This window comes from Pedobacter sp. WC2501 (assembly GCF_052682415.1).
This window is the reverse complement of the sequence record NZ_JBQZFI010000001.1, coordinates 4,888,105-4,912,919: the sequence shown is the minus strand read 5'-3', so window position 1 is coordinate 4,912,919 and position 24,815 is coordinate 4,888,105. Positions and strand designations below refer to the sequence as shown.

26 protein-coding genes are annotated in these 24,815 nt (G+C 37.7%); 17 read left to right on the top strand and 9 right to left on the bottom strand.

What is annotated here, in order from left to right; translation table 11 throughout:
- Positions 1–5: 5 nt before the first annotated feature.
- From ACUN24_RS20760 to ACUN24_RS20750, 3 genes are all read left to right on the top strand, one after another.
- A complete protein-coding gene (locus ACUN24_RS20760) occupies positions 6–3,305 on the top strand; it encodes a TonB-dependent receptor (protein ID WP_445564248.1) in 3,300 nt (1,099 codons plus the stop codon).
- A 420-nt stretch (positions 3,306–3,725) separates the two neighbouring features.
- The gene (locus ACUN24_RS20755) at positions 3,726–3,971 is read left to right on the top strand and encodes a hypothetical protein (protein ID WP_445564247.1); all 246 of its coding nucleotides are present in this window, start codon (positions 3,726–3,728) and stop codon (positions 3,969–3,971) included.
- 112 nt (positions 3,972–4,083) lie between these two features.
- Positions 4,084–4,320 (top strand): hypothetical protein, encoded by a 237-nt coding sequence (locus ACUN24_RS20750; protein ID WP_445564246.1) that lies wholly within the window; start codon positions 4,084–4,086, stop codon positions 4,318–4,320.
- A gap of 245 nt (positions 4,321–4,565) precedes the next feature.
- Here ACUN24_RS20750 and ACUN24_RS20745 read toward each other — a convergent pair whose 3' ends face one another.
- The gene (locus tag ACUN24_RS20745) at positions 4,566–5,009 is read right to left on the bottom strand and encodes a GNAT family N-acetyltransferase (RefSeq protein ID WP_445564245.1); all 444 of its coding nucleotides are present in this window, start codon (positions 5,007–5,009) and stop codon (positions 4,566–4,568) included.
- Positions 5,010–5,603: 594 nt separating this feature from the next.
- On the opposite strand from ACUN24_RS20745, the gene ACUN24_RS20740 reads away from it, so the two are divergent.
- Both ACUN24_RS20740 and ACUN24_RS20735 read left to right on the top strand, forming a co-directional pair.
- Positions 5,604–7,538: a family 43 glycosylhydrolase gene (locus tag ACUN24_RS20740; RefSeq protein ID WP_445564244.1), complete on the top strand. Its 1,935-nt coding sequence runs from the start codon at positions 5,604–5,606 to the stop codon at positions 7,536–7,538.
- A gap of 94 nt (positions 7,539–7,632) precedes the next feature.
- A complete protein-coding gene (locus tag ACUN24_RS20735; protein ID WP_445564243.1) occupies positions 7,633–7,944 on the top strand; it encodes a hypothetical protein in 312 nt (103 codons plus the stop codon).
- A 182-nt stretch (positions 7,945–8,126) separates the two neighbouring features.
- On the opposite strand, the gene bla is transcribed toward ACUN24_RS20735, so the two are convergent.
- Complete coding sequence (bla, locus tag ACUN24_RS20730) at positions 8,127–9,041, bottom strand: class A beta-lactamase, subclass A2 (RefSeq protein WP_445564242.1); 915 nt, start codon at positions 9,039–9,041, stop codon at positions 8,127–8,129.
- Positions 9,042–9,360: 319 nt separating this feature from the next.
- Between bla and ACUN24_RS20725 the strand changes: the two genes are divergently transcribed.
- Together ACUN24_RS20725 and ACUN24_RS20720 are read left to right on the top strand one after the other, a co-directional pair.
- Positions 9,361–9,549 carry a hypothetical protein gene (locus ACUN24_RS20725; RefSeq protein WP_445565151.1) on the top strand — a complete coding sequence of 63 codons (189 nt, stop codon included), beginning with the start codon at positions 9,361–9,363 and terminating at the stop codon, positions 9,547–9,549.
- 53 nt (positions 9,550–9,602) lie between these two features.
- The gene (locus ACUN24_RS20720; RefSeq protein WP_445564241.1) at positions 9,603–9,815 is read left to right on the top strand and encodes a hypothetical protein; all 213 of its coding nucleotides are present in this window, start codon (positions 9,603–9,605) and stop codon (positions 9,813–9,815) included.
- Positions 9,816–9,872: 57 nt separating this feature from the next.
- On the opposite strand, the gene ACUN24_RS20715 is transcribed toward ACUN24_RS20720, so the two are convergent.
- From ACUN24_RS20715 to ACUN24_RS20705, 3 genes are all read right to left on the bottom strand, one after another.
- Complete coding sequence (locus ACUN24_RS20715; RefSeq protein WP_445564240.1) at positions 9,873–10,427, bottom strand: SMI1/KNR4 family protein; 555 nt, start codon at positions 10,425–10,427, stop codon at positions 9,873–9,875.
- A 328-nt stretch (positions 10,428–10,755) separates the two neighbouring features.
- Positions 10,756–11,289 carry an SMI1/KNR4 family protein gene (locus ACUN24_RS20710; RefSeq protein ID WP_445565150.1) on the bottom strand — a complete coding sequence of 178 codons (534 nt, stop codon included), beginning with the start codon at positions 11,287–11,289 and terminating at the stop codon, positions 10,756–10,758.
- 246 nt (positions 11,290–11,535) lie between these two features.
- The gene (locus ACUN24_RS20705; RefSeq protein WP_445564239.1) at positions 11,536–11,898 is read right to left on the bottom strand and encodes a hypothetical protein; all 363 of its coding nucleotides are present in this window, start codon (positions 11,896–11,898) and stop codon (positions 11,536–11,538) included.
- 477 nt (positions 11,899–12,375) lie between these two features.
- Between ACUN24_RS20705 and ACUN24_RS20700 the strand changes: the two genes are divergently transcribed.
- From ACUN24_RS20700 to ACUN24_RS20685, 4 genes are all read left to right on the top strand, one after another.
- Positions 12,376–12,519 carry a hypothetical protein gene (locus ACUN24_RS20700; RefSeq protein WP_445564238.1) on the top strand — a complete coding sequence of 48 codons (144 nt, stop codon included), beginning with the start codon at positions 12,376–12,378 and terminating at the stop codon, positions 12,517–12,519.
- 1 nt (position 12,520) lies between these two features.
- Positions 12,521–13,087 carry a DUF6707 family protein gene (locus ACUN24_RS20695; protein WP_445564237.1) on the top strand — a complete coding sequence of 189 codons (567 nt, stop codon included), beginning with the start codon at positions 12,521–12,523 and terminating at the stop codon, positions 13,085–13,087.
- A 157-nt stretch (positions 13,088–13,244) separates the two neighbouring features.
- Positions 13,245–13,727, top strand: coding sequence for a hypothetical protein (locus tag ACUN24_RS20690; RefSeq protein WP_445564236.1), 483 nt, complete (start codon positions 13,245–13,247; stop codon positions 13,725–13,727).
- A 110-nt stretch (positions 13,728–13,837) separates the two neighbouring features.
- Positions 13,838–14,671 (top strand): XAC2610-related protein, encoded by an 834-nt coding sequence (locus ACUN24_RS20685; protein WP_445564235.1) that lies wholly within the window; start codon positions 13,838–13,840, stop codon positions 14,669–14,671.
- Positions 14,672–14,724: 53 nt separating this feature from the next.
- Here ACUN24_RS20685 and ACUN24_RS20680 read toward each other — a convergent pair whose 3' ends face one another.
- Both ACUN24_RS20680 and ACUN24_RS20675 read right to left on the bottom strand, forming a co-directional pair.
- Positions 14,725–16,077, bottom strand: coding sequence for a hypothetical protein (locus ACUN24_RS20680; RefSeq protein ID WP_445564234.1), 1,353 nt, complete (start codon positions 16,075–16,077; stop codon positions 14,725–14,727).
- A gap of 607 nt (positions 16,078–16,684) precedes the next feature.
- Positions 16,685–17,662, bottom strand: coding sequence for a hypothetical protein (locus tag ACUN24_RS20675; protein WP_445564233.1), 978 nt, complete (start codon positions 17,660–17,662; stop codon positions 16,685–16,687).
- A gap of 205 nt (positions 17,663–17,867) precedes the next feature.
- On the opposite strand from ACUN24_RS20675, the gene ACUN24_RS20670 reads away from it, so the two are divergent.
- The 4 genes from ACUN24_RS20670 to ACUN24_RS20655 all read left to right on the top strand — a co-directional run bounded on the left by ACUN24_RS20670 (position 17,868) and on the right by ACUN24_RS20655 (position 20,519).
- Positions 17,868–18,425: a hypothetical protein gene (locus tag ACUN24_RS20670; RefSeq protein WP_445564232.1), complete on the top strand. Its 558-nt coding sequence runs from the start codon at positions 17,868–17,870 to the stop codon at positions 18,423–18,425.
- A gap of 238 nt (positions 18,426–18,663) precedes the next feature.
- On the top strand, positions 18,664–19,401 hold the full coding sequence (locus ACUN24_RS20665; RefSeq protein WP_445564231.1) for a hypothetical protein: 738 nt from the start codon (positions 18,664–18,666) through the stop codon (positions 19,399–19,401).
- Between the two features lie 215 nt (positions 19,402–19,616).
- On the top strand, positions 19,617–20,090 hold the full coding sequence (locus ACUN24_RS20660) for a hypothetical protein (RefSeq protein ID WP_445564230.1): 474 nt from the start codon (positions 19,617–19,619) through the stop codon (positions 20,088–20,090).
- Between the two features lie 3 nt (positions 20,091–20,093).
- The gene (locus ACUN24_RS20655) at positions 20,094–20,519 is read left to right on the top strand and encodes a hypothetical protein (protein ID WP_445564229.1); all 426 of its coding nucleotides are present in this window, start codon (positions 20,094–20,096) and stop codon (positions 20,517–20,519) included.
- 152 nt (positions 20,520–20,671) lie between these two features.
- Here ACUN24_RS20655 and ACUN24_RS20650 read toward each other — a convergent pair whose 3' ends face one another.
- A complete protein-coding gene (locus tag ACUN24_RS20650) occupies positions 20,672–20,878 on the bottom strand; it encodes a hypothetical protein (RefSeq protein WP_445564228.1) in 207 nt (68 codons plus the stop codon).
- Positions 20,879–21,540: 662 nt separating this feature from the next.
- Here ACUN24_RS20650 and ACUN24_RS20645 point away from each other — a divergent pair.
- Both ACUN24_RS20645 and ACUN24_RS20640 read left to right on the top strand, forming a co-directional pair.
- On the top strand, positions 21,541–21,978 hold the full coding sequence (locus ACUN24_RS20645) for a hypothetical protein (RefSeq protein WP_445564227.1): 438 nt from the start codon (positions 21,541–21,543) through the stop codon (positions 21,976–21,978).
- A gap of 504 nt (positions 21,979–22,482) precedes the next feature.
- A complete protein-coding gene (locus ACUN24_RS20640; protein WP_445564226.1) occupies positions 22,483–23,484 on the top strand; it encodes a hypothetical protein in 1,002 nt (333 codons plus the stop codon).
- A gap of 37 nt (positions 23,485–23,521) precedes the next feature.
- On the opposite strand, the gene ACUN24_RS20635 is transcribed toward ACUN24_RS20640, so the two are convergent.
- Positions 23,522–24,112 carry an SMI1/KNR4 family protein gene (locus ACUN24_RS20635; RefSeq protein ID WP_445564225.1) on the bottom strand — a complete coding sequence of 197 codons (591 nt, stop codon included), beginning with the start codon at positions 24,110–24,112 and terminating at the stop codon, positions 23,522–23,524.
- Positions 24,113–24,815: the final 703 nt, after the last annotated feature.

The window sequence follows — 24,815 nt, the reverse complement described above, 5'->3', positions numbered from 1 at the left end:
TTTAAATGAAATATAAATATACTTATAGCGGCCTATTTGTGCTTATTTTCAGCATACTGGCTTGTCTGCAAACCATAAATGCCTGTGCCCAGGAAACCAGCGGTGGTTTACGCGGCCAGGTGCTGGATGCTACCAATCAATCTTTACCGGGTGCTTCCGTTACCGCTGTACATACGGCCTCGGGTACCCGTTATGCCACCTCTACCGGAACCGATGGGCGTTATAACCTTCCCGGTCTGCGTGTTGGTGGTCCGTACACCATCGAGGTAAAGTTTTTAGGGATGAATGCCGAGAACCGAATCATCGAAAAGATCAGTTTGGGCGAAGCACTGACACTTAACTTTGTAATGGGTGATAACACTAAAACATTGAATGAGGTCGTTGTTAAAGCGCAGAAATCCGGTCCGAAAGCCAACAACTATGGTACGGGGCAAAATATCTCACGTGATCAGGTCCGCAACCAGCCAACCATCAGCCGCAGCATTACCGATATTACCAAACTGGTACCACAAGGCTCAAAGGACAATTCCTTCGCCGGTACCAACTTTCGTTACAATAACGTAACCATCGATGGTGCTGTTAACAATGATGCCATCGGCTTTAGCCCCTCGGCCGGCGGCCAGACCGGGGCTTCAGGCATGCCCGGCTCATCCACCCGCACCAACCCGGTATCATTGGATGCCATCGAAGACATCCAGGTTTACATTGCCCCTTATGATATAAAGATCGGTAACTTTACCGGCGGTAGTGTAAACGCGGTAACGCGCTCGGGTACCAACACCGTAAATGGCTCGTTTTACGGTTTCGGACGCAATGCTGCGCTGGTAGGGCCTGACCACACCGGCACCGAATTGGACAAGAAACTCCCTTCGGCCTTTTATGACTACCAAAGCGGTTTCAGGCTCGGTTTTCCGCTCATCAAGAACAAACTTTTCTTTTTTACGAATGAGGAAATTACCCGCCGCCGCGACCCCGTATTACAGGTAGCGGGTAGCCCGGCTGCATCCGGTATTTTGAGCGCATCCGATACACAGAAGATCATCCATTATTCAATCAAAAATTACGGTTTCGACCCGGGTACTGCAGGCCAATATAATGCCAGCTCCAACTCGATAAAATTCTTTAACCGCTTAGATTGGAACATTAATGACAAGAACCAGCTTTCCGTCCGCAACAATTATATCCGTTCGGATGCCATTAATATGGAGCGCGATCAACTGAATTTCCGTTTTGGCAGTATTGCTTACAAACAGAACAACAACCAAAACTCTACCGTTGCGGAACTGAAAACCAGGTTTAACAACAATTTCTCAAACAGTGCGGTAATTGGTTACAGCAATATACACGATTACCGTAGCCCAACCAGTGACCCATCTTTTCCGCAGGTACAGATCGTTGGCCGTACGCCGGGAAGCACTATTTTTTTCGGCACAGACAGGGAGGCATCCATCTTCAACATGAAACAAAGTACTATGGAGATTACCGATAATTTAGTGTGGAATTTAGGCAAGCATACCTTAACTGTTGGTACACACAACGAGTTATATCGGATCAATTACGGCTTTGTGAACGCCTGGAACGGCAGGGTAACTTATCAAAGTATCAACGACTTCTTGAATAACAACCCGCAAAGAGTACAGGGAAGTTACAGTTACACCAACAACAGCCGCGATTATTTATTGGATAACCCTGGGGCAAAGTTTAACGTTAATTTTTACAGTGCCTATATTCAGGATGAAATACAAATTACAGAAAGGTTCAGGATTACCCCTGGCATCAGGTTTGATTACCAGGATATTCCTATCAAACAAATGTTAAGTGAGAAGACGCGTAATGCTTTTACCGATCCCTATTTTGGCACAACCTACACCTATAGCCCCCTGAACCAGATCAGCGGGAACTATTTGGGTAAAGTGCAGGTATCTCCCAGGTTGGGCTTTCGTTTTGATGCCCGCGGTGACCAAACTTTGGTGTTGCGCGGCGGTTTGGGCATGTTCACTTCTCGGATCCCCTTTGCCTGGCTGGGCTATGCCTTCTACAATAATGGAGATACCTTTGGCGCTTACGATCAGCGAAGCAATGGCAATCCTCCTTATGTTTTTAACGGCGACCCGCTTAAGCACCAGGCGGGTACAGGGATCGGTGGTTTCGCCGGGCAGAACGGGCAGATCATCAATGATGTGAATGCCGGTAAAACACAGGTAGATGTGATCGCTAACGATTTTACGATGCCCAAAGTAATCCGTGGAAGTCTGGCATTGGATTACAAGGGCGAAAATGGCATAAAATATACTGTTGAAGGTATTTATACCAAAACCATAAAAGACGTAATTTTCAAGCAGGTAAACCTTACGGACAACCCAACTTACTTTGCTTATGACACTGAAGCCACGACACGCAGACAACCTATTTTTCCGGGCCAAAATTCACGTAACCCGCAGTTCGCGAATGCTTACGAAATGAGCAACACCCCGGAGGGTTACCGATACAGCATTACCGGACAAGTTGCTAAAAACTTCGATAACGGCTTTGGGTTTTCTGCTGCCTATACTTACGGACAATCTAAGGACCTATCAAATGGTATCCGTAACTCTTTTGAATCCAACTGGCAATTAAACCAGGCGTTAAATCCCAATGATCCGCAGCTGGCCAATTCCAATTTTGATATCCGCAACCGCATTGTGCTTAGTGCTAGCTACCGCAAAGCCTGGAACAAGATTTGGGTGAGCAATTTTTCATTATTTGTTACCGCACAGTCGGGCAGTCCCTTTACTTATGGCTTTGTGAATTATACACCACAAAATACGCCGCAACAGATCGGCCTGGCGTATATCCCGGCTAAAGGAGAAACAGCTAACTTCTTTGCTGCAACATCATCACAAACGGTGCAGCAGCAGGCCGATGCCTTTGACCGTTTTATTGATGATAATAACTACCTGAGTTCGCGCAGGGGCGGTTTCACCGAACGTAATGCAGCGAGAACACCATGGAACAATAATGCCGATTTTCACTTCTCACAAGACATCAATTTTAATACTGATAAAGCCACCTCAGCTCAAAAAACGCTAACCATCAGTATTGATGTGATGAACTTTACCAACCTCATGAACAAGAATTGGGGAAAAGTGTATTTCTCACCAAACACCTATAATTCTACTTCAAGTGTTGGTTTGGTTCCTTATCTGCCGGCAAGGTCCTCGCAAGGATATCCGCTGTATCAGTTTGTCGATCCGGGGAAACCCTATTCGGTTGATCCTTTAGCTTCGAGGTGGCAGATGCAGGTAGGGGCGAGATATACTTTTTAAGCTAAAGCTTCATGCGAATTTATTGCATTCAAAAGGCAGGCACTGTAAGGACCTGCCTTTTGAATGCAATTATTATTGAAATTGAACAGCTTTTCATGTATTCTATCGTAATGTTTAAGCCTATTTTTCAATGCCTCTTCTTCCGCCTTCTTAAACCGCAGATCCATATGCTGAGGTTCTTTGTCTGTCAACCAGCCTTGTCACTTAGTAAAATCATCATCCATATTTTTCAATCTAAGTAAAGATGGTATTAACGAGCGAATTAGTGTGCGCAAAATCTTTGTCAAGATTTTCATGCGAGTTTGAACTGTCTTTGTAAATTACTCACTTTGATAAAAGCATATCCAAGATATATTGAATCAAATAGAATAATATTTGCTTTACAGATTCGTTAGAAATATACGAAACATTTATATTTTCATGGCTTTTACGCTAAGCCTGTCTGTAGCCTCAGTGCAGCAAACACGCCCTGACTGTTCCTGCCCTGAAGGAAGTATTGCAGCCACATTCGATGTGGGGCACCATCATACATTCATAGTTTGCGGATATAAAGATACCACGTTGATTAAAGGCAAACTGCTTTTTTCTGAATTGTCTTTAGCTGTTTGCGGTACTAAAATTCCATTTAGCCATTGGGGTCTGATCAGTTATGTCAAATTCAGGTAAAAGCGGATACGCTGCTGGTGACGGAATTGATTAATCTGCCTACGGGTCAGGGAATAGGGTTCAGTTTTTTCCATGGCGTATCGATCATGTCTTTATTACAAATGGTAAGGTAATGCAGTATAACGTACTTAACCGCAGCCTTCCTAAACTTACACCGCCGCAAATAGCCGCCAGGTTAGCGATTTATAAGCAAATGCCCAATAGCAATAATGAACAAACCATTCAGCTGGCCGATCACTTATTTATAGCTGCCATATCCGGGAGTTCCCAAGCCAAGAAAGACCTCATTCATTTTAAGGATAAATTTACAGCATTGGACGGAGCGTATGGAGAAGAATGCGGAGCTTAGATTGGCCTTCGATCATTATATTTAACATATAAAATTTAACATGAACAATTATAAGGCAAATTCTTTAATGAAGATCTAAACTGTAATGATGATTTGGTAGCTAAATTTAAAAAATACCTAAAAACCATTATATGGGAAATTTTAAAATACGTAATTGTTAATGGCTTTGGAATACGCATGGACTACGATTAGGGCATCTCCTTGTTCTACATTTGGAACATTAGAGCCTACCGCTTCAATGATATTCAATTAAAATAGGAGGTGGACATTTGATAATGCAACTCGGTCTCGCCGGTTGTACTGAATCCCAATCGTTCGTACAAAGCTTTAGCTCGCTTGTTTACTTTGAAAACCTGCAATTCGATTTGTTTTGACTTAGATTTTGCTTGCTTAATTAAGTCACGTAAAATTTCGGTACCAATACCTTTGCCTTGAACGTTGTCGCATAAGAGAAGGCTTTTAAGGTAAATATGAGTTTTGTTCTCTGTAGTAATAATAAGCCCGATAGCATCATCGCTTTCATCCATTATGATTTTAATTTTTTCAGACTTGAAGTCTTCAATGTGGAATTCTAGCTGCACTGCATCATCCCAACCCCATATTTTCTCTATATATGGCTTGATTGACTTTCTTTTTATTTGAAAGGTTAAATCGAAATCAGCATCTGTAGCATTTCTGAAACGTATCATGCAAGTATTTATTTCCAGTACGGGGACGACAAAAATAAATCAATATTAACATTTTTTTTCCTAAAAAAATCACATTGATAGCAAACACAAAATAGATAGAATAATAAACCGGTGAATCTATTTGTTTTATTGTAGAATTTGAGGTTATAATCTATATATATGTCGTATGGTATAGCTTATGGTCTACTTTTTTAAAGAACTGCATTTGAATTAAGTTTCACTACCAAAATGCCGTTGACATTCATTTTACGGTGGGAACCTAACCCCTACGGTTAATATTTACATTCAGCAAACTATCTTCATGGTGAAAAAAATCAGGCGGCCAGTGTGATTGTTCCAGGAGGATTAATACTAAAAGGGCCGAAATCTCATTTTAGCCAAGATCGTTTAAATCGATAAAGATAAATAAATTTTATAATCGTTATTATAACGTTTATTATTTACATTTGAACGTACCAGATAGATTCAACGTGATTAATGCGATAAAAATGAAATTTAAGGTTCGAACTGAACAACTTTGGCTTTTAAACAATACAATTAATCAACAGATTTAAATAAAATATTTGTTAATAAAAAACTATTAATCAATTAATTATGAGTAAGAATTCTTTTTTCTTTGCATTTATATTGTTTGTTCTTAATTCATACACAAGTGTCGGCCAGCAAAAAACACTACCGGATTTTGATGGTTATCTTTTTGCATATTTTGAAGGGTCCGGGGAAAAAAATATTCAGGAGCAGCTACGTTTTGCAGTAAGTTCAGATGCGATTAACTGGTTTGCCCTGAATGGCAACAAACCAATTATTGCTTCCGAAAAAATATCAGCTACCGGCGGTATTCGCGATCCGCATATCCTGCGTGGAGAAGAGCAAAATTCATATTATATCACGGCAACAGATATGTACACTTTTAAAGATGGATGGGGAAGCAATCCGGGAATAGTTATGCTGCATTCCAAAGACTTGATCAACTGGAAACATAACGTAGTCGACCTGGCCAAAAGCTATCCAGCGAAGTTTGGTGGTGTTAAATGGGTCTGGGCCCCTCAAACCATCTATGACCCTCAAGTTAAAAAATACCTGGTCTATTTTACTGTTCGATTTAACAATGATAACAGATTAGATTTTTATGGCGCCTATGCCAACAAGGATTTTTCCGGTTTCGAAAAAGAGCCAAAATTAATGTTTAGCTCAAAATACGGTGCTATAGACGGAGATATCATCTATAAAGATGGTACCTATAATATGTTCTTTAAAGGCAATACAAAAGATAGTTCGGGAAAGGAGATCAGCAATGGAATACAGAAAGCGACCAGCAGGTCACTCTGGGGTCCTTGGAAAGAAGATTTTAAATATCTGGATGCCTATTCTGAACAAAAGATTGTCGTTGAGGGATCTAGTGTATTCAAACTGAATAATTCTAAAGAATATGTTCTTATGTATGACCTGTATGCTGATCTTCGTTACGAATTTCAGCGCAGCACCGATCTTATTCATTTCAGCTCAAAGCCTGAGAAATTTACCAAGAACTTCAATCCCCGGCATGGCAGTGTGATTAGTATTACCCGGAATGAAGCACGTTCCTTACAGTCGGTTTGGGGAGGGGTTCCTGAAGACCTGTTGCGCCCGGTTAAGCCCGGCGATCGCTATAATTTTACCTCTTCGGGCAATCCCATTATCAAACATGAATTCACGGCCGATCCCTCGGCTTTAGTTATGGGTGATACGCTATGGCTTTTTGCGGGACATGATTATGCCGGCGGGCAAACGGGATACAAAATGAAAGATTGGCTGGTGTATTCCTCTACAGATTTGAAGAACTGGACTGAATACCCTGTGCCCTTGAAAATCACGGATTTTAGCTGGGCAAAAAGCGGGGATGCTTACGCTGGTCAGGTGATAGAAAAAGGTGGTAAATATTATTGGTACATCAGTACGAACTGGTCGGGTATAGGCGTTGCGGTCGCTGACAGACCTGAAGGTCCATATAAGGATGCTTTGGGAAAACCATTATTGATGAATAAAGATTGTTTTTCATCCACCCATGCATGGGCCTGCATCGATCCTACAGTTATTACGGACAAAGATGGACATTCCTGGATTTTCTGGGGAAATAGCGAATGCTATTATGCTAAATTGAAAGAAAATATGATTGAAATAGATGGTGAGGTGAAGCAACTAAACACGAAGGGCTTTGAATATACAGAAGCTCCCTGGATTCATGTAAATAATGGCAAATATTACCTGTCTTACGCAAAGGGTTTTCCCGAGAAGATAGCATATGCAACAAGCGATTCGATCGATGGACAATATAGCTACAAAGGGATAATCAATGAAATAGCGGGAAACAGCAATACCAATCACCAGTCTATAGTTAAATTTAAGGATCAATGGTATTTTATCTATCATAACGGGGCGATTCAAACCAATGGAGGAAGCTTTAGCCGCTCTATTTGCATCGACCGGTTAAGATATAATCCTGATGGAACTATTAAAAGAATTTCGATGACTTCTGAAGGAACCAATTGATGCATTTCATTAAATTGAGACTTGCACGCATTTTACCTCATAATAGATCGGTTAGGCTAGAAGACTCATTATCGTTGAGCTAAACAAGGTTTTTATGCTGGGGATCTTTGAAAATATTTGGGGGTTCTTCAAGACAAAAAAAGATGTAAAAAGCATGAAAAATTTATCTCAAGCAGATAGCGGAAAAATTCGTAATTGCATATATCAGTTATTTATGGTAGGAGAATCAGAATCTCTTGGTCGCTGGCTTGAGCCAGGCTGGCCCACTATAAAAACCGTCAAACGAAGAAATTTGGTGGCGGTTTTTTGTTTTTCTAATGCTGGTTGCCGTCAGCAATCTTGCTTTATAACCCCCTTTAAAGTAGGGTTATACATTATTTTTTTTAAACTCCACGCAAAACCGTAACTGGAATTTTGCGTGCTAAAAAGAAAATTATTGAAACCGTAAGCGCAAAGATTTATCAACAGTAATTAGATCGGTTAATTTTATTTGTCCTTTCGATAGTAATTACATTTACTCTTTTTCAGACTAGCCCATTAGGTAGTACCAACGTACGTAATGTTGCTTTTCGTCAATTAAATTTAATATCACAGGGATCCTTTATAATAATCATAAGTAACTTTGGTTATCTCCGCAATTATTTTTTCATTAGTTTCATTACTTTCTTTGGAACTACTAACAAAAGTACTGATAATAAAATATTTTCCGTTGGGTAAGAATACGATTCCAATATCATTAACTGCTTCTGTTATACCTTCTTTGTTTGTGCCAGATGAGCCCGTTTTGTGAGCAACTATAGCGTTTTTAGGAAGCAGCCCCCTTATTCTCTCTTCTCCCGTTTGAGTTTCTTTCATTGTCTTCCAAATAAAGCCATAACTTTTTTCAGAAAGCAGCTTATTTTTATTATTATAAAATTTCTTTAATACTTCACTAGCAGCCTTAGGTGTAGTCCAGTTTTCGAACATTAAATCCCACTTTTTTTGTATATCCTCTTCATTTAATTTTATGGCTATATCTTTAATATTGTTATTTTTCATGTATTCTTCTACCACTTTGGGGCCGCCAATTAATCTTAATAAAGCATCACATGCAACATTATCGCTTTGAGAAACAGCATATTGTATTAACGTTGAGATTTGAAACATGCCTCCATTTGGATTTTCTTCTCTTAACGGGCTCCAAAGATCAGGTAATAACTCATTTTTTGTGATACGAACTTTTTGACTCAAGGAAAATTGCCTTTTATCTATTTTCGATAGCGTAGCTAAAGCAATATGAAATTTGAATACACTCTGTAAGGGAAAGTGCCTGTCACCGTTTAAAGAGAGCGTGTCTTTACCTTCATTTCCGATAATAGATATGCCAACAACAGCTTTTTTTGATGCCAGAATTTTACTGATACTATGCTTCAAAGTATCTAAATTTTGGGCAGAAGCCTGATAAGTTAAGAGGATTAAAAAGCATAGCAATATCATTCGGAGCTTAGATTGACCTTCGATCATTTTATTTAACATATAAAATTTAACATGAACAATTATAAGGCAAATTCTTTAACGAAGATCTAAACAGCATGATGGTTTTATAGCTGAATTTAAAAAATACCCAAAAACCAGTATATGGGAAACCTTAAAAATAGGTAATTGTTATGGAATGCTTTGGAATTGGCAGGAAGTACACTTAGGGTATCTCCTTGTTCGACATTTGTAATACTAGAGCCGACTGCTTTAATGATAGTCAAGCAGAATAGGAGATGGACATTTGATAATGTAACTCGGTCTGGCCGGTAATTCTGAATCCCAATCATTCATATAAAACTCAGGAATTGTCAGAAAGCTTGCAGCTGAAGGAGCTAATGTGATCTTTACCTATGTACGTTCAGAACAAAAAGCACAGGCTCTTGCTCAAGAAATAGAAAAATTAGGAGTAAAAGCAAAAGCTGGGGATTTCGCTAAAAGTGCACACCAGATTTCATTCCAAACTGTGCACCCAGCTTTTACCATCCGGTCTTGATGGAATCGTAAAGACTGAGCCAAATATATGAAGCCTCAACATTTGCAGAAGGAATGAGCGATCAACAGAGCCTAGAAGCAGCTATCCTTTTTTCTATGATTGCCGGAAAAGTAAAAGATAATCAGAAGTACATGGAGATTTCTTTAGATTTATTAAATCTTCTTGATTTAAAGAACAAACTTGATAAAATATCCCTCCAACAGAAGCGTGAATTCGAAGCTATCAATCAGGACCCACGATGGTGGAAGCTATTTGAGAATAAATAATCACTATAAGATTAGAAAAAATTGGTTTAGATATGAAAGCCAGCTAGGCAATAGTACCTATTCTACAATAAATTTTTTCGGATAATTGTCAATTCCTCCAATTTTAAAATATTCGTCAAATTCTTCTTTTTGTATTGTTTCATAAAAGCCGATTATTTTTTCAAAAAAAGTCTCAAGTGCCGGTGCAATAACATTTCTGTCATTATCTGCGTGCCAAAATTCTATTAACTGTCCTCTATTTTCAGTAAAAATTCCTTGTAGGTCGTAGCAAATACTGTCGCCACCTCCGTTCTGAAAAATCGGGATCCAGTTTTCATTCCACCAATTGTCGATCTCGAAGTCAAACCCAATCATTGTCGTAAGTTCAGAAGCGTCGTAAAGTGCCTGATGTAAAGGAATAAACATAGAATTGTTTACAAAAGCTTCATAACAATTCGGTTTTTGTCCGTTTTTCCACTTGTATAGTGTTCGTAAATCTTTTGGAATTTCAATTTTATAATATTCTTCCAATTTGTCTAATTGAGAGTCGTCTAAAGGTTCGTTAAGTTCCCGATAATATTCAGGTCTTAATATTGATAAATATTTGTCTAATTTTTGAGCTATTTCGTCCATTTGTTTCGTTTTGTAGCATTGCCACTAACGGCAAAGTATAAGCGTAGTACGGGATTTCGAAACGATTTACTTTCCGTCACTAACTTACTGGAAGCCAAAATACTCAATTTTAGCCAATCAGCCCGCATTACGCTTATATAATGTTACCTGCGTTTATTTTTCATTTTCCGGATGTTCATAAGACAGTAATTACAAGCTCTATCTTCTTTATATTCAATTTTATGTTCGGATACCTGCATTGTTTCTAATACTAAAATCGGCATTATGTTCATACATTTTTTAGGTTATTAAAGTTTTTGCCTCTTTTCCAGTGCATCGCATTTAATATTTATTTTTCAATTGGAGGAAGTCCCTGCAAAGCCCTGATTCTGTTTACCTGGATTAAATCTTCACCAGAAAATCCTTTTAATTTTTCTTTATCTTGAAATTTATTCCAGCTATTCGATTCTTCTACTTCTTCACCATGTAGCTTTGCAAGCGTCTCTGTCAAACTATCTGCCACTAAATCTAAATGATAGTAGTCTGATTCTCTTTCGTGATCCTCAGCGATCAATTCTTTTTTCTCAATAACAAATTTTTGTTCATGATCCCATCGCACAACTTTCGGATTCGCTTCATCATCCCTAAAATCATAACATAAGAAATTCCCTGCCGGATCCATTGTGATTGGAAATACTTTTTCAGGAATTTTGCTTTTTAACTCTTCATATAAGGTGATGATGTTTTCCTCTGCACCTAAATTAAAATTTAGAAGCTCACCAAACGCTTTTCCTGTTTGTCGCGAGGTGTCAATTGCATTAGGAGACGGTGTTGCTGCATTGTATGCTAACACAATATCTTTATAATCTGATGGAAACCTAATGCCAAAGCATCTTCCACTTTTTTTATGGAATTGATATCTGTTAGATCTTTTTTATATAACCATTTCATATTGTAAACTTCTACTGAATAATCAATAATATAATCTCCATACTGTATTACTATCTAAATTGGCTCTCCTAAATAGTTATGGATACTTTATAATAAATATCCATAACTATTTGCATCAAACCCGTCATTATCCGTCGCCTCGCCGTATTGCCAAGCAATGTTGGCGACTCGTTTTTCGTCAGGCCGGTTCCTCAATGAAATGCCAGCAAACGCCTGCTATGTCAATAATATTCACTTCTTTGCCATAAGGTTGCTCTATGGGCTGTCCAATTGGTTGGATACCAAATCTTTCTGAAAGGTTCTTTTTGCTTACATCTTTCCAAAATTCATTTATGTCAGCTACCTTAACTGACAACATCAGGTTTTCGGCAAACGCTTTATTGTCGTACTTCTGTAGTATAAATTTACAGTTGCCGTTCTGAAAGCCAACAAGGTCCTCACCGTCCCATTCTATTTTAAAACCAAGTTCTTGAAATAGCTGTTTTGACTTGGCAAAGTCATGTCCCGAAGGAATAAAAGGTTCAATAGATAAATAATTCATGTTGTATATTGTTTAAAGTGTAACTGTTAGGTCAAAACCAAATATTTTTATCGTTTTAGTTGGGTTAAATTAAAGTATTTTATTTATAGAAAGTCGTTTTACAATTAGCGCAATTTTATCGTGTTTATTTACTGTTAGGTTGATGTTATCAAATAACAGATTTTGTCGGGATGTGTATATGAAATGTTTTGTAAAATAAGCATAACTTCTTTTTTAAAGATTAACGAAATGGTTAAACCGCTTTGTGGTTTACCGTCTTTAATTGGCGAAAAGAAATTATATTCTACATTTTTGGGTTTATATTTATTGGGATTGCAATGGTAAAAATTATTTTAATCCTATAAAATTTGAAATCATGTGGAACCAATTTTTGAAGTATCATGCGTATGTATTTTTATCGATTCTGCCGCATTTGGCCGCTAACAAAATGCCCAGTAATTCGCCGACAAATTAGGGTTTGACAGAGATGAATGGCCAATGGCCATGTTTACTGAGGGAGGTAATGGTGCAAGTGTAAGATACATAAATCCATCAGACAACAGAGGTGCAGGAAGTGCTATTGGAAATGGATTAAGAAAATATCCCGATGGAACAATTGTTAAAATAATAATTACAGATTAATATGGAAAATACTTTTGAAAAGATTAGGCATACATTTGAAAATAGAAAGCCTTTTATTGACATATTTCGAAATTTTGAAAAGACAGATTTAAACGACCCAGAAACTTTAAAAAATCTAATGATGGCAGCTTACAGCTATTATTTCATAGGAGATTTAAATTCGATGGAACAAATTTTTGATATCTTACCCCAGGTGAAATTTGATGGAGATTACAATAAGTGGACATGGGTTGAAGGAATTATCTTGTTAAAGTTATTCATTGATAATTTTAATAATGAAAAGTTAAAAGATAAAATTTTAGATACCTTAGACTATGAGCGTGGTGAATCCTTAATTAAAATAAAAAAGAAAGCTTTTCAGAGAAGACTTTTGGGGCAGTTATTAAACAAAAACAAAGTTGAAGAAGCTGAAAATAAGAATGATGAAAATTTAATTATAGCATCAATTATCCCGTACCTAAAAGAACTGTTTTTTATTAAATCCTTCAAGGAATTAGAGAAGTCTGAAAATGATAATTTAGAAAGTGAAATTTCGGGAAACATTATAAAAGTGAAAGAGTTTTTATAGAACTATTATAAAATTGTGAATAACTGTTACTTAGCTTTTAAACAGCCAGATTACGAAAAAGTGTAAAGGTGATTCCCACAAAACAAGAAATTCAAGACTTTGCTGTCATTGATACCCGTCACGGATCTCAGTTTAATTCATCATTAAAATAATATTTATGAAATATATTAAAATTGAACCGGAAGTCATTGTAGGAATGGGAGAAGATACTAATATTGAACAATCCAGCGTTCCACCGCTTGTTACGGATTTGCATATCAACCTGGAAGATTGGTTAGGAGATGATCTGATGGAAATCTATCCTGTTTTTATTGTTACGGAACGTCTCAAATCTGTTTTGGAACTTACAACATTTTCAGGTTACAGTATCAGAAACTTAAAACTTACTTTCGGTGACTATTTTGAAAACAATTATCGGTTGGAAACAAAAGTTCCGCCTTTCTACTGGATGGTTGTTTCGGGAATTAAAGAAAACGATGACTTTTATATTGACGGTTCCCAAACGTTAAATGTCTCATTTGAGGCACTTTCGTTCTTGAAAAAATTTACCTTAAAAAATGCTCTTTTTGAAAATGATCCAGTGGCCAAAGAGGTTGATAGAATATTTGAACTATATGAAAAAAGAGTTAAAAAGCGCTAATTCTTATTCGTACAACAAAATAATTTCCGGATTTCTATTTGTGTAATTACCACAATATGTTTAAAATTAATGGCACAATAAATGCCAAAACAGAGATATAAAGCTAAAAAATGATGCTCAAGAAGTTGCCCTCCGTATTCGTACTGGTATTACTATTTTCCAAGGCATTGGCCCAGCCCTTTTCGCTTAAGTCCACAAATGGAACGAAGCCTTTCAGCCTGGACATTTACTTTGGCACTGAAGGCAAGGGGGCATTTGTCCAATATCGTGGTCAGCAAGGCCTTATTGCGCTACGGCTAAAAACCCTGAAAAGCCCGGGAAAATCAGCGCAGTCCAAAAAAGTGACCTATGTATGGGATGAGGTGATAGGAGGAAAGGCAACCGGCAGTTACGGACTTACCCAGCAGGCTGGAAAATTGTCAGGGGTATGGTATAAAAGAGGTAAAGGCGGCAGGCAGTTCCAGCTGGAGCAGATCATAGCGCCCGGAGAGGAGGCAAGAATTGACAAATATCTTCTCCATGATGTGCTGATCTCCTTCCGGCATACATCCGACAACCTGCTGATCTTCAGCTATAGCGACGGCAGCACAAAGACCAGCCAGCTTCCAGGATTTGACCATCCCGATCCCCAGCGGCGTGGCACGATTGCCGATTACAATTTCGATGGCTTTGATGACGTTGCATTTTCCATACCGGACGCGGGCATGGGCGTCTACAGGACTTTCAGTATCTATCTTTACAATCCCAAATCGAAGCGTTTTAACCTACTGGCTGAGCCCAATGCGCCCCAGGCAAAATGTTCAGGCCTTTGTGATGTGGTACTGGATAAAAAGAACAGGCTTTTAATGTCCTCATGCCGCGGAGGGGCGACCTGGTGGAAGGATGTTTACAGTTTCTCCCGCCACGATAACTTCATTTGGCTAAGATCAACTAAACATCAATAAATAAAGTATAGAACATAAGGGATATTTCAGGGAATACTTACAGCTAGGTGAAGCTAAATAACAAGCTCAATAAGGATACCGCTTATTGTCCATATACTGCATGCAATCCCAAGCAACAAGCAATACCATACAATGTCGACTTCCTTTCTCAGCTTGATCCGAAAGACGGCAACAAACATCAGCGGGCAGGTTGCCATAAAGATGAAAATAATAGTCGCCAGCGTCTCAAAGATATCAGGGCGGTACTCTATGAGCAATATGTTTAAGCCCAGGTAGGATAGCCAGACAAAAATTGGGGAAATCAGGCACAATAGCCATTTCCAGCCCGCTTTAAGCACAAGTTGGTTAGGAGGGGTCTTGCGGTAATTCCGGCGTAACAAGAGGATAATGCCAACCATGCACAGTACCAGCATTCCGATCTTGATGTAGATATTCCTGATGCTGTCTGCCCGGGTATTGATCCCAGTTGAGGAAACCAGTTTACAATCCCGGAACTGCTCAACTTTGGTTCGCTCCCCATTCACAATGGCCTGCTTAATCACCGTATTACTGCTATCCTTAAAGGTCCAGATGGAGTCTTCAATACCCATCTTATAGAAGCCTTCAATAATCATCCTACCGTTTTTTGTCCTGGTGAACATGCCGTCAAGCCGCCCGCCCTTAAACCTTAAAGCATCGCTGCCCTGTGGGGTCTCTATGGTCAGAGCAGTGATTTTTCCTGGTGGCATCAAGCTCGTACTGTCTATCTGCCCCTGCGCATGGATATCAAGATCTTCCAGGGAACGGTTCTTGTTATAATCGTCGTCCATAACAGGCCGGCTGATGTACGTATGGTTGACCTTAACAACGAGCAACGAATCTTTCCGGTAAAATTCAAATTCATCATAAAGCTTCACGTCCGGAGTTACAGCAGATCGTAAAAGCACATACTGGGGATGGTCAAAAGATTGGAGATACGGCCTCTGGCTGGTGGCGCAAAAGGAGAAAATGGTAACGATGGCGATAAACGCAGTGGCCAGCCGGGGCAATAGAGAGTTACTTATTACTATCTGTTTTCTACCTTTGACATGCAACCAGCCCACTAGCAACACCGGTAAGGCCAGCAAATCGGTAGGGTCAACAGTCCTCTGGAGGGGAAAGAAGGTATTCACCAATTCAATCAGTCCGGAAGCATATTCACTTTTCCAGAAAACGAACAGTATGCCGCTTAGGATAAAGATCCAGGATTTAAATTTGGGAAAGAGTGCCGACCAAAAAACAGGAAAAATGAACAGTCCACAGAAATCAGACAGTTTACCGGTAAGCACATTATGAAAAGTAGCTTTCAGCACGAAGTCATTGAGGAGCAAGAGCACGAGGCAAAAGATGAAAATTGGCGACAGGAGATTTTTTAAACGGTCATACATGCTTACTGAGGTTGGTCTATTTATTAATACGAATTACACCGTTTGGTAACCTATAAACGGCAAATTTATCCACCTACAAATAATTTTATCCTCACATCGATATTCAAGTATCCTTTTTTTGCTTAAAAACGACAACAATTACCAAACATATAAAAATCGTTATTAGTAGAGATAACAGAATTGTAGATATAAATTCTTTATCATATTTATTAGTATCGGGGACGCCGTCTCCGTAAAGTTCATCGTTGTTATAAAAAGAATAAATGGCACATGTTCTTATAAGAAAGATTACCTCTAGAAATGTTATTAGCCCCATTGCTATTTTAGTTTTTTTATTCATTATTACCGTGAATACTTTGGATCAATTTGGGATGACCTTTTTCTCTTTTTCTAAAGAATCAATCCATTAAGCGTGTTTCAAAATAAATTCTGCATCTCCATTTAATTTCATGAAAAGTTCGCACATTTGCGCTGCACTTTTCTTTAAAGTTATTCATTTAGGCAAACCTAAATGCTGAAAATCACCTAGTCAAGATGTACTTGGTAGGACGGATACTGTCATAGTCTAATGTATCAAAATTTTTTGTCAGGTTCCAACGATACCACTTTAATAGATCCTGAACTCTGTCTCGCCTTGCGGAATATAGAATAGATGTTTTAGTTCAAACAGTCCTTTTCCAAAGCCGGATTTCATATTACAGATCAGCGCATTGTCCCCTCTGGTTTTCGGGTCAGAACCATCTGTATAAAGTGCAACCAATCTTCCGTCTGCAAAGAAACGCATTTGATATTTTTCAACAGGTAGCATTTCGAAGTCGCTTTTGAATAGTATTTCCCCAGCCTCGTTCCAGGCTGCTTTTACTTTTTCAGGTGAAGCATATTCTGCCACCATCTGATTTTTTAATTTATCAAATAAAAGGCGGGCAACTTTATCTTTGTCTTTACCCTGGTAAATATCGCGGACCTTATTATATTCATTCACCAATTTTTCTTCCAGCTTTTTCTTATCCATTATACGCAAATCCTGTGCTTTTTCAAATGGAAGTTGACTGGTATACGGAACTTCTACATTAATATCAAAGCTACCTTCATAAAACGCCTTTCCTGCAGCCGAAAATGTATTTTTAGTATAATTCCCTGTTACCTTTTTTTCATTTTTTGGAATGCGGTATTCCATATAGGTTATATCACCTGCATTCTTATCTTTTTGATCATAGGAACTTAATGTCAATTTCAGATCTGTATTCTCTGGAAGCACTTCTGAGCCAGCAGGATAGATTTTAAAGCTAATCTTTTGTTTTCCAGTTGTAAAAATAGCATCATTTATTGGAAATGCAGACCCGGTTTGATCCTCTTCATATTCTTTGAATGAGGGCATATCATTGACCAGGATTTCGAAATAGCACCTTTGATTGTTATAGGTAAAAGTATATTGTTTTTCGGAAGGGTAATGTTTAATGTGTTTTGTAATCTCTTCAACTATATTGTTTGCATTGATGTTCTTGTTCTGCGCCATCTCATCTTTGACCTGAGAGCATGCCGTCAAACTTATAATAACTGCTAAAATTAAAAGCATTTTTTTCATATCTTGATATGATTTAAGTAATTTCCCTTAAAAGGGTTCAAGTGAAATTAAAGGATGTATACTTTGTTTGTTATGGCGTGTTTTCCTTCGGAAAAAACTTTCGGAAGATAATTTAAAAATCTGTGGGAATGAAATAAAATCAAACATTACCGACAGATCGAGATGCGTGGGAGCAGCTTAATTGATAGATATTATAGAAAAACGAATGAATAAACTCAAAAAAAATGCAACTCATTTTCGAAGAAACGTTTGCTTCAATGCAATGGTCATTTTAGGCTTGTTATTCGTTTCAGGCTGTAATTCAGGCAGCCATAATAATCGGAAGGTCTGTCCAGTCGATAAGGCTGAAAACAGGAAAGATTCCAGCCTACAAAAGGTTGAAAATTTACCCGACACTACAAAAAGGAGGACGTATGTTCCGCCTGAAATCAGCGAGGAAGCCATGCAAAGAGCTGTGATTTCAAAACATGACAGTATTTTTCATGTGTACAGCAATATCCGCGCTGACTATCGGATCATAGGGTACGAATCTCCTGATACCAATGCCAGAAAGATGGTGTTGTTTTCTGTTTTCACTTCAGATGTTGAAGACAATCCTTTTAAATGTCCTTACGGATCTTATTATGATTCTGCGCAGCGGGATGAACTGGTCATTAAATATAAAGGGGAGCATGGATCTTTTATCCAGGCGGACATCAGTGGGAACGGGAAGAAACCTGCGACAGTTTATTTCGAGAAGAAATGGGTGGAGTTTGATAAATGATGGAACCTTTATTCAAAGCATCTTGGGTGTGATGAACCAGGCTGCGATACGTATGATTAAGTTATTTTTAACCAGAATTGATTATAATCGGATCATAAAACTGAACCAGGTTAGTTCATATGTGCCTGTTATTGATCAACCTGCGTTTTTAAGCTGGGCTGAAGTACACCCGGTGTCTACAATAAACATTTTTACGATAGAAACGTTTATATTCGCATAACTATAACCGTTCAGTAGGATGCCTAAGACTATCTCTTTTACCTGCGAATCTTTTAAAAATTGCGAACCGACAAGTCTGCGGTCATGGAACCATTGGTTGCTTTACCTGTTAAGTGGAATGCTCTGTTTACTGATCGTTTCTTGTAGTGGCGATCCTAAACAATCCTCTAAGGCGGTAGCACAAAAAGGAAGTAGGCCGGAGCAGGTTATCCAAAACCCAAAACCGCCGATTTTGAGGGTTTCAGGAAACAAAGCAATAAGGGCTACTGCCATAGAAGTGCTGGATCAAAAAGAGATCCGCTTTAACGGCAGATTAAAACGCTTTTTTTCTCTTAGTGAATTCCGGTCAGTGCTGGGCGAGCCGGACAGTGCCAAACTATTGAGCGATGAAGAACCTTGCACTAACATTTTTCAGGAAGCCGACGGTTCAGTTGATCCTGAAGCCCAATATTTATATAAAAATGGATCGCGCTTTGAGTGTTCCCGGGGCAAGGTAGCTATCGACGAGATAAAGTTCAGCTACGGCGATTTCATTGTTTTTCACAACATAACCCTCAACAAGCACACCACATTGGCTGAACTTAAAAGGTTGTTTCCAAATGCGACTGAACACATCGGTGCTATGCATGTAGCTGGTGAAGGCGTGCTACAGGTAATGCAGTTAAGAGAGGATAAGGACAATGTTTCTGACGGCCACGTAAACATTTTTATAAAGAATGGAAAATTATATTCGCTGCACTGGTGGTTCCCGTGTTAGAAATAAAGCGTGGTAAGGTGATGGTCGAATATCATTGATCACATATACCCGATTTACATGATGATGCTGCTTACTGGAATCAGACAGGACGTTATTTAGGTGCGGAGTTAAAAGAGGCTCGAAAATGGATGCTTGACAGTAATTATCTATTTGAATATTTTAGCACAAATAGAAGCAAGGGTCAATTTTAAGGAAATCCGCTACTGATTTACCTGATGCAACAAAATAAATGTACAAAACAAAAGAAAATCATGGCGGTATTAGAGCAAGATTTATTTCAGCATGTTATTAGCTTAGGAAAGCAAGCTGTAGATAGTTTGAAGGCAGGAAATCTGGATGATTTTTACAGATTGTCAGAAGAGGCATGGCAAAAATTCCCTGAACCTCGAAGTTCCTGGAACCAGGAGTATAATTTTTGCAAAATGTGTTTTAAGCATTGTATGGATAATAAAAACTATACGATAGCGAAGGTTTGGTTGAATAGAATGGTTGAAAATAATAATCATTTGCACCTTTCAGAGTATGAGGTACAACATAATGAAGCACGTTACTTCTTTGAAATTGGAAACTATGGTGACGCGTATGAAAAGTGGCAGTATGTCACAAAAGATGCAGGATTAAGATATTTTGAAAATGAAGATCCTAAATATCTGGATTTCTACAAAAACCCAGATAAATTTATTCACTAAGTAATGGAAGAAATACCTAACCATATTTATCAGGAAATCATCAGCAAGCTTGATCAGGGTGATGTTTTATTTGAAAGCTCTGATTTTAAGCAAGCAATAACTTTATATGATTTAGCACTTGAAAAGATTCCCGAACCAAAAGAAGAATGGCAAATCAGTGTCAACGTCTTTGTTGCGTTGGGAGATGCCTATCATAAAACTAATGATTTTGGTATCGCTGATTACTACTACAATAAAGCTTTACAAAGTGAGTCGGCACTTGAAAACACTTATGTTTGGTATGTTTTGGGAAGAAATTATTTTGTGATGGGATATTCTGAAAAATCAAAAGAATGTTTCATCAGTGCATATATGTTGGGAGGGAAAGAAATATTTAAAGTCGATGATTATAAATATCTGGAATGTATAGAAAATATAGTTTCACTATAATAGGATAGCTAGGAGGGAAATAAAAAAAGCCACCCAGTTATGAGCAGCTTGATCGGCATTTGCGGTTGCCTAAAATATCCCTAGTGCACTACCTTTCATTCATGCATTTGCCTCCACGGACGGTCGACCTTCTTTCATTGAATTAACTGGGGTTATTGCTGTATTTCCTTTAAAGTTATTGCCTTCATCAAATTAGGCCTCGTTTCATTTATCCAATTAAATAGTTTTTGCCTCACGTCATCTGAAACATCAAAAGATTTAACTTGACCAATCATTTCTTCCAGTTTCCTTTCAGCATCAAATAACTTAAAGTGAAGCCTTGCAGTTGATTCAACCTGATCGACGAATTTTTTGTTCATATCACAATAATCTTGATGCTTTTGAAATTTCTGGACGGATTGATACATTTTTCATGCTTTAAAGATATTAAAATGATTTCTTTTTAAACTTCTTACATGTCGTTCTTTTTAGTTGCAACAGGCACTCATTTTATATCCAGCTTTGAAATTGATTTTCCCAGGGGGGCAGGGATCGTTTATCGAAGCCCACATCAATGGTAACAGAAAGAAACCTGCGACGGTTTATTTCGAGACGAAATGGGTGGAGTTTGATTAATGATGTAACCGTTATTTGGAACGTGGTAGTGATCACCTAGACTTAAGTCCCGGGCGTATACAATAAACCTTTTTGTGATAGAAAAGTTTTATATTAGAATACTCTGCGGTAGGAGATGGGCAATTGGTCAACGGTGTTACCGATAATGTTGTTAATATAAATGGTAAACCGTAGCTATTGAAGCAAAATCTGTGGAAGATTGGAACGAAACTTTGAGAAATCCTCTTGATACACATCCTTGGGCAATTACAGAGCAAAACAAAATGCTTAGTCAGGCAAAAAAAGATCTAATGCATCTGACGAAGTAATATATCTTTTAAATAGCCAGGATTTAGCTGGCCATTATTCACAAGTTTTTAGTCAAAATGGCATCACTAATTTAAAATTTGAAATTATACCTTAAATTATGAAAGTAGAGAAAATGTATCTTCCTGGAAAAGAAGGATTTGAATTTAGAGAATATAGATATATTCACATTAAAAGCAATATGGGAGGAATTAATAAAGATAATTTTGTCAGTGCAATAACAGATGCTAATAAGCCATTGATTCCTAAAAGCGGAGGTGTTATAAATGAAAATTTTATCATCATTACCCCTGATGAAAAACGATTTTATGGATTATCATATTCAAAAGATATAAGTGGATGGAGACAGCAGATTGAAAAAGGAGCAGCTTTGCTCAGTGTGGAAAGTGCAGAAATAAAAAACGGGGAATATTTTGTAATCAGTAATGGAGAAAATTATGAATTAAAAGATTGTCAATTTGAGCGATATAACTATTATGACGATATGGGGAATATAGTAAAATCGAACACTCCTGTAGAAAGCAGTGAAATTCTTTAAAAACAAGCGCTCACATTTTTAGTTCTTCTTCCGCGATTCCTGTCCAAATGGATAAATTTTCAGTGATATCAGGTACATTGCAACATCATTACCCATATTATCTAAATCTCTTGAAGAGGTACATTAATGTCTCACATTAAATAGCATTTCACCTATGGCATCCCATAAGGCCCGGCTTTCCGCTGTATCTCCTTTGCACGAGGATGCCGCTGCAATCCCTGATGCAATAACAGGATTTTTTAATTGGTTAATTACCACAATACGTTTAATATTAATGGCACAATAAATGCCGAAAAAAATGTAAAACTAAAAAGATGCTGGAAAAGTTGCCCTCCGTATTCGTGCTGGCATTATCGTTTTCGTAGGCATATGTCCTCATGCCGTGGAGAGGCAACGTGGCAAAAGGACATTACTTTTTCCCATAACAATAACCTGACTTGGCTAGGATCAGCTAAACAGCAATAATTAAAGTATAGAACACAACAAGTAAATGAATAAAAATTTATGAAAATCATCATTGTAGCATTGCTGGTCATTGGAAATCTTACCGGGTGTACTGACGGTCAAACCCAGGGTAATCAAAACTCAAGCATTACCGCGGAAAATATATCAGACGAAATTTTGAAGCAGGTAAAACACTATCCAATAGAGCCAATGTATGTAATATCACATGAAGGAAACTATTGTTATTATGAAATATTTATAGATGATATTCCTGTTTTTAAAAATTTTGATAATATGGCACCTGAAGGTTTTGATATCAATAAAGTGATTTTTAAAAGTGGAAAACATACTCTAAAATATAAGTTATATCCTTTTGGAAATCAAAATAAATATAAACAAAACTACCCTACATTAACAGATGAAACTAGCCTTAATTTAAAATTGGGTTCATATGATCTGAAGAATGATGAGGCATCGGACAAAATACTAATGGAATACAGCTTGCCTACCACAAAAAATGAAGTAACAAAAGGATATGTAAAACAAAATTTTATAGGAGCAGGAAAAACATTTTACGAAGGTAGCGTAGATATTAATGTTACCGTTCCTTATCAAACACAATCTCCATTTGAAAATGCACAGGATTTAAGAAAAATGGATGAAAAGGTACTTGAGGCAAAACTCCTTAAAAAATATAAAGAGATTTCATCAATCTACGGCAACGGTGATCAGGATAATATTGCAAAGCTTGAATATAACTCGTTGAAAGACATGTATGTCTCTACCTATGAAAGTAGGGAAAACGTCAGTAAAAATATCAATACCCTTTTTAAAGAGGTCTATAAAAATTCGTCTTTTGAAATGCAGCCTCTAAAAAAATACAAACTGTCATATTTTGCTGGCGGAAAACTAGCGGCACTGATGCTGGATACAAATGATAACCAGCTACGCGGAAATACGGCACTGTGGGCAAAAGTGAATGATGGCCAGGGCACAAGGGCGATATTCTTAAACAGGTATTTCTACATTCCAGCGCGAGAAACAGAATTTAAGGTGTATTGATTAGACAAAAAGCTTACTACGCTAATACCAATATTTACTATCCATTTAATAATACTTCCCACTCTTCAAAAGAAAGAGGGGGTAAGCCTTGTTTCTCTCTCTGCTCATTTTTAATTTTTACTGAAATTGGTGTAATCTTCACTCTACTACTCTTCTTTGCTATTTCAATCTCTTGTTGAGAAGGAAGTTCAGGTAAAATTAATTGGTTTGTAAATTCTTCTATACTTTCAGCAACCTTGCTCGGCCATTTATCAACTCCATCAAGTCCCCAATCATCAGTTTCATGAAACCAATAATAAAGCTCTTCAGACGTCTTGTTCATGCACAATAAATCGCCGCCAGCTACACTTCCTACAGGAAAAATTTCATCAGGCATTCTATTTACGTAGGTCTCGTAATTCGCTGATAAACTTTGGTATTCATCTTCTGAAATTTCAAAAAAATAATTTAAATTAAATTCAAGGTCATTCTTTTTATAAAATGTTTTAACGGGCTTACAGACATTATAATCCAGTATGAGTTGCTTGAAGCTGATAGGAAGTTCCAGATCATATTTCAATTCAAAATCATTAATTTTTTCAGTCAAGACATCTTTGTCTAATTCTGCTAATGTTACTAATTTAGTCATATTATTTATTTTAAGGCAAAGTTTCATCTCTTAAGCCAGAGGCTCCCCCGGTATGTAGAAAATTACCTCAAATCTTCATATCGTAAATGGTAAATTAGAAAATTTTCAGCCACTAGTTAGAGAAGTTTAATAATTCTATTGATTTCCAAAAAGTCCATCATTTTCTTTTGCCATAGCAAAATGTGTTAACCAATAATCTATACCTGTTTTTCCAGCCCCGTCTGGATCAGTCGTAAAAAAATCAGGGATTATTTCATGGATTAGGGAGTGGAAAAATAGCCCTTGTGAAATAGTTAGCAAATAGCAGAAGAAACCCTATGGATTAATCTCCCGCTTATTCACGCTCTCAACATAAAAGTAAATAAAATTTACCGTCAATGATCTCACTTTCTATTTAATAATCAGCAACTTTTAATTCTCGCCTGATCGTATAAAGTAAATTTTGCTTCTGTCAGCACCTGTGTCTTACATCATATAGGATTCATCTATGGCATCCCAGAAGACCGGTTTTTTCGCTGTATCTCCTTTGCAGGAGTATGCCGCTTCAATCCCTGATGCAATAATTACTGGATGGTGGTGAACTAATTGATCTGCTCATATAACTTGTGGATAGGGTCATATTGTAGCCATTGGGTTTTTAGTTCACAGCAATAATCCGTTTTGCTTATTATAAACCAAATTCCTCATCTTCTTCAGTTTCAAA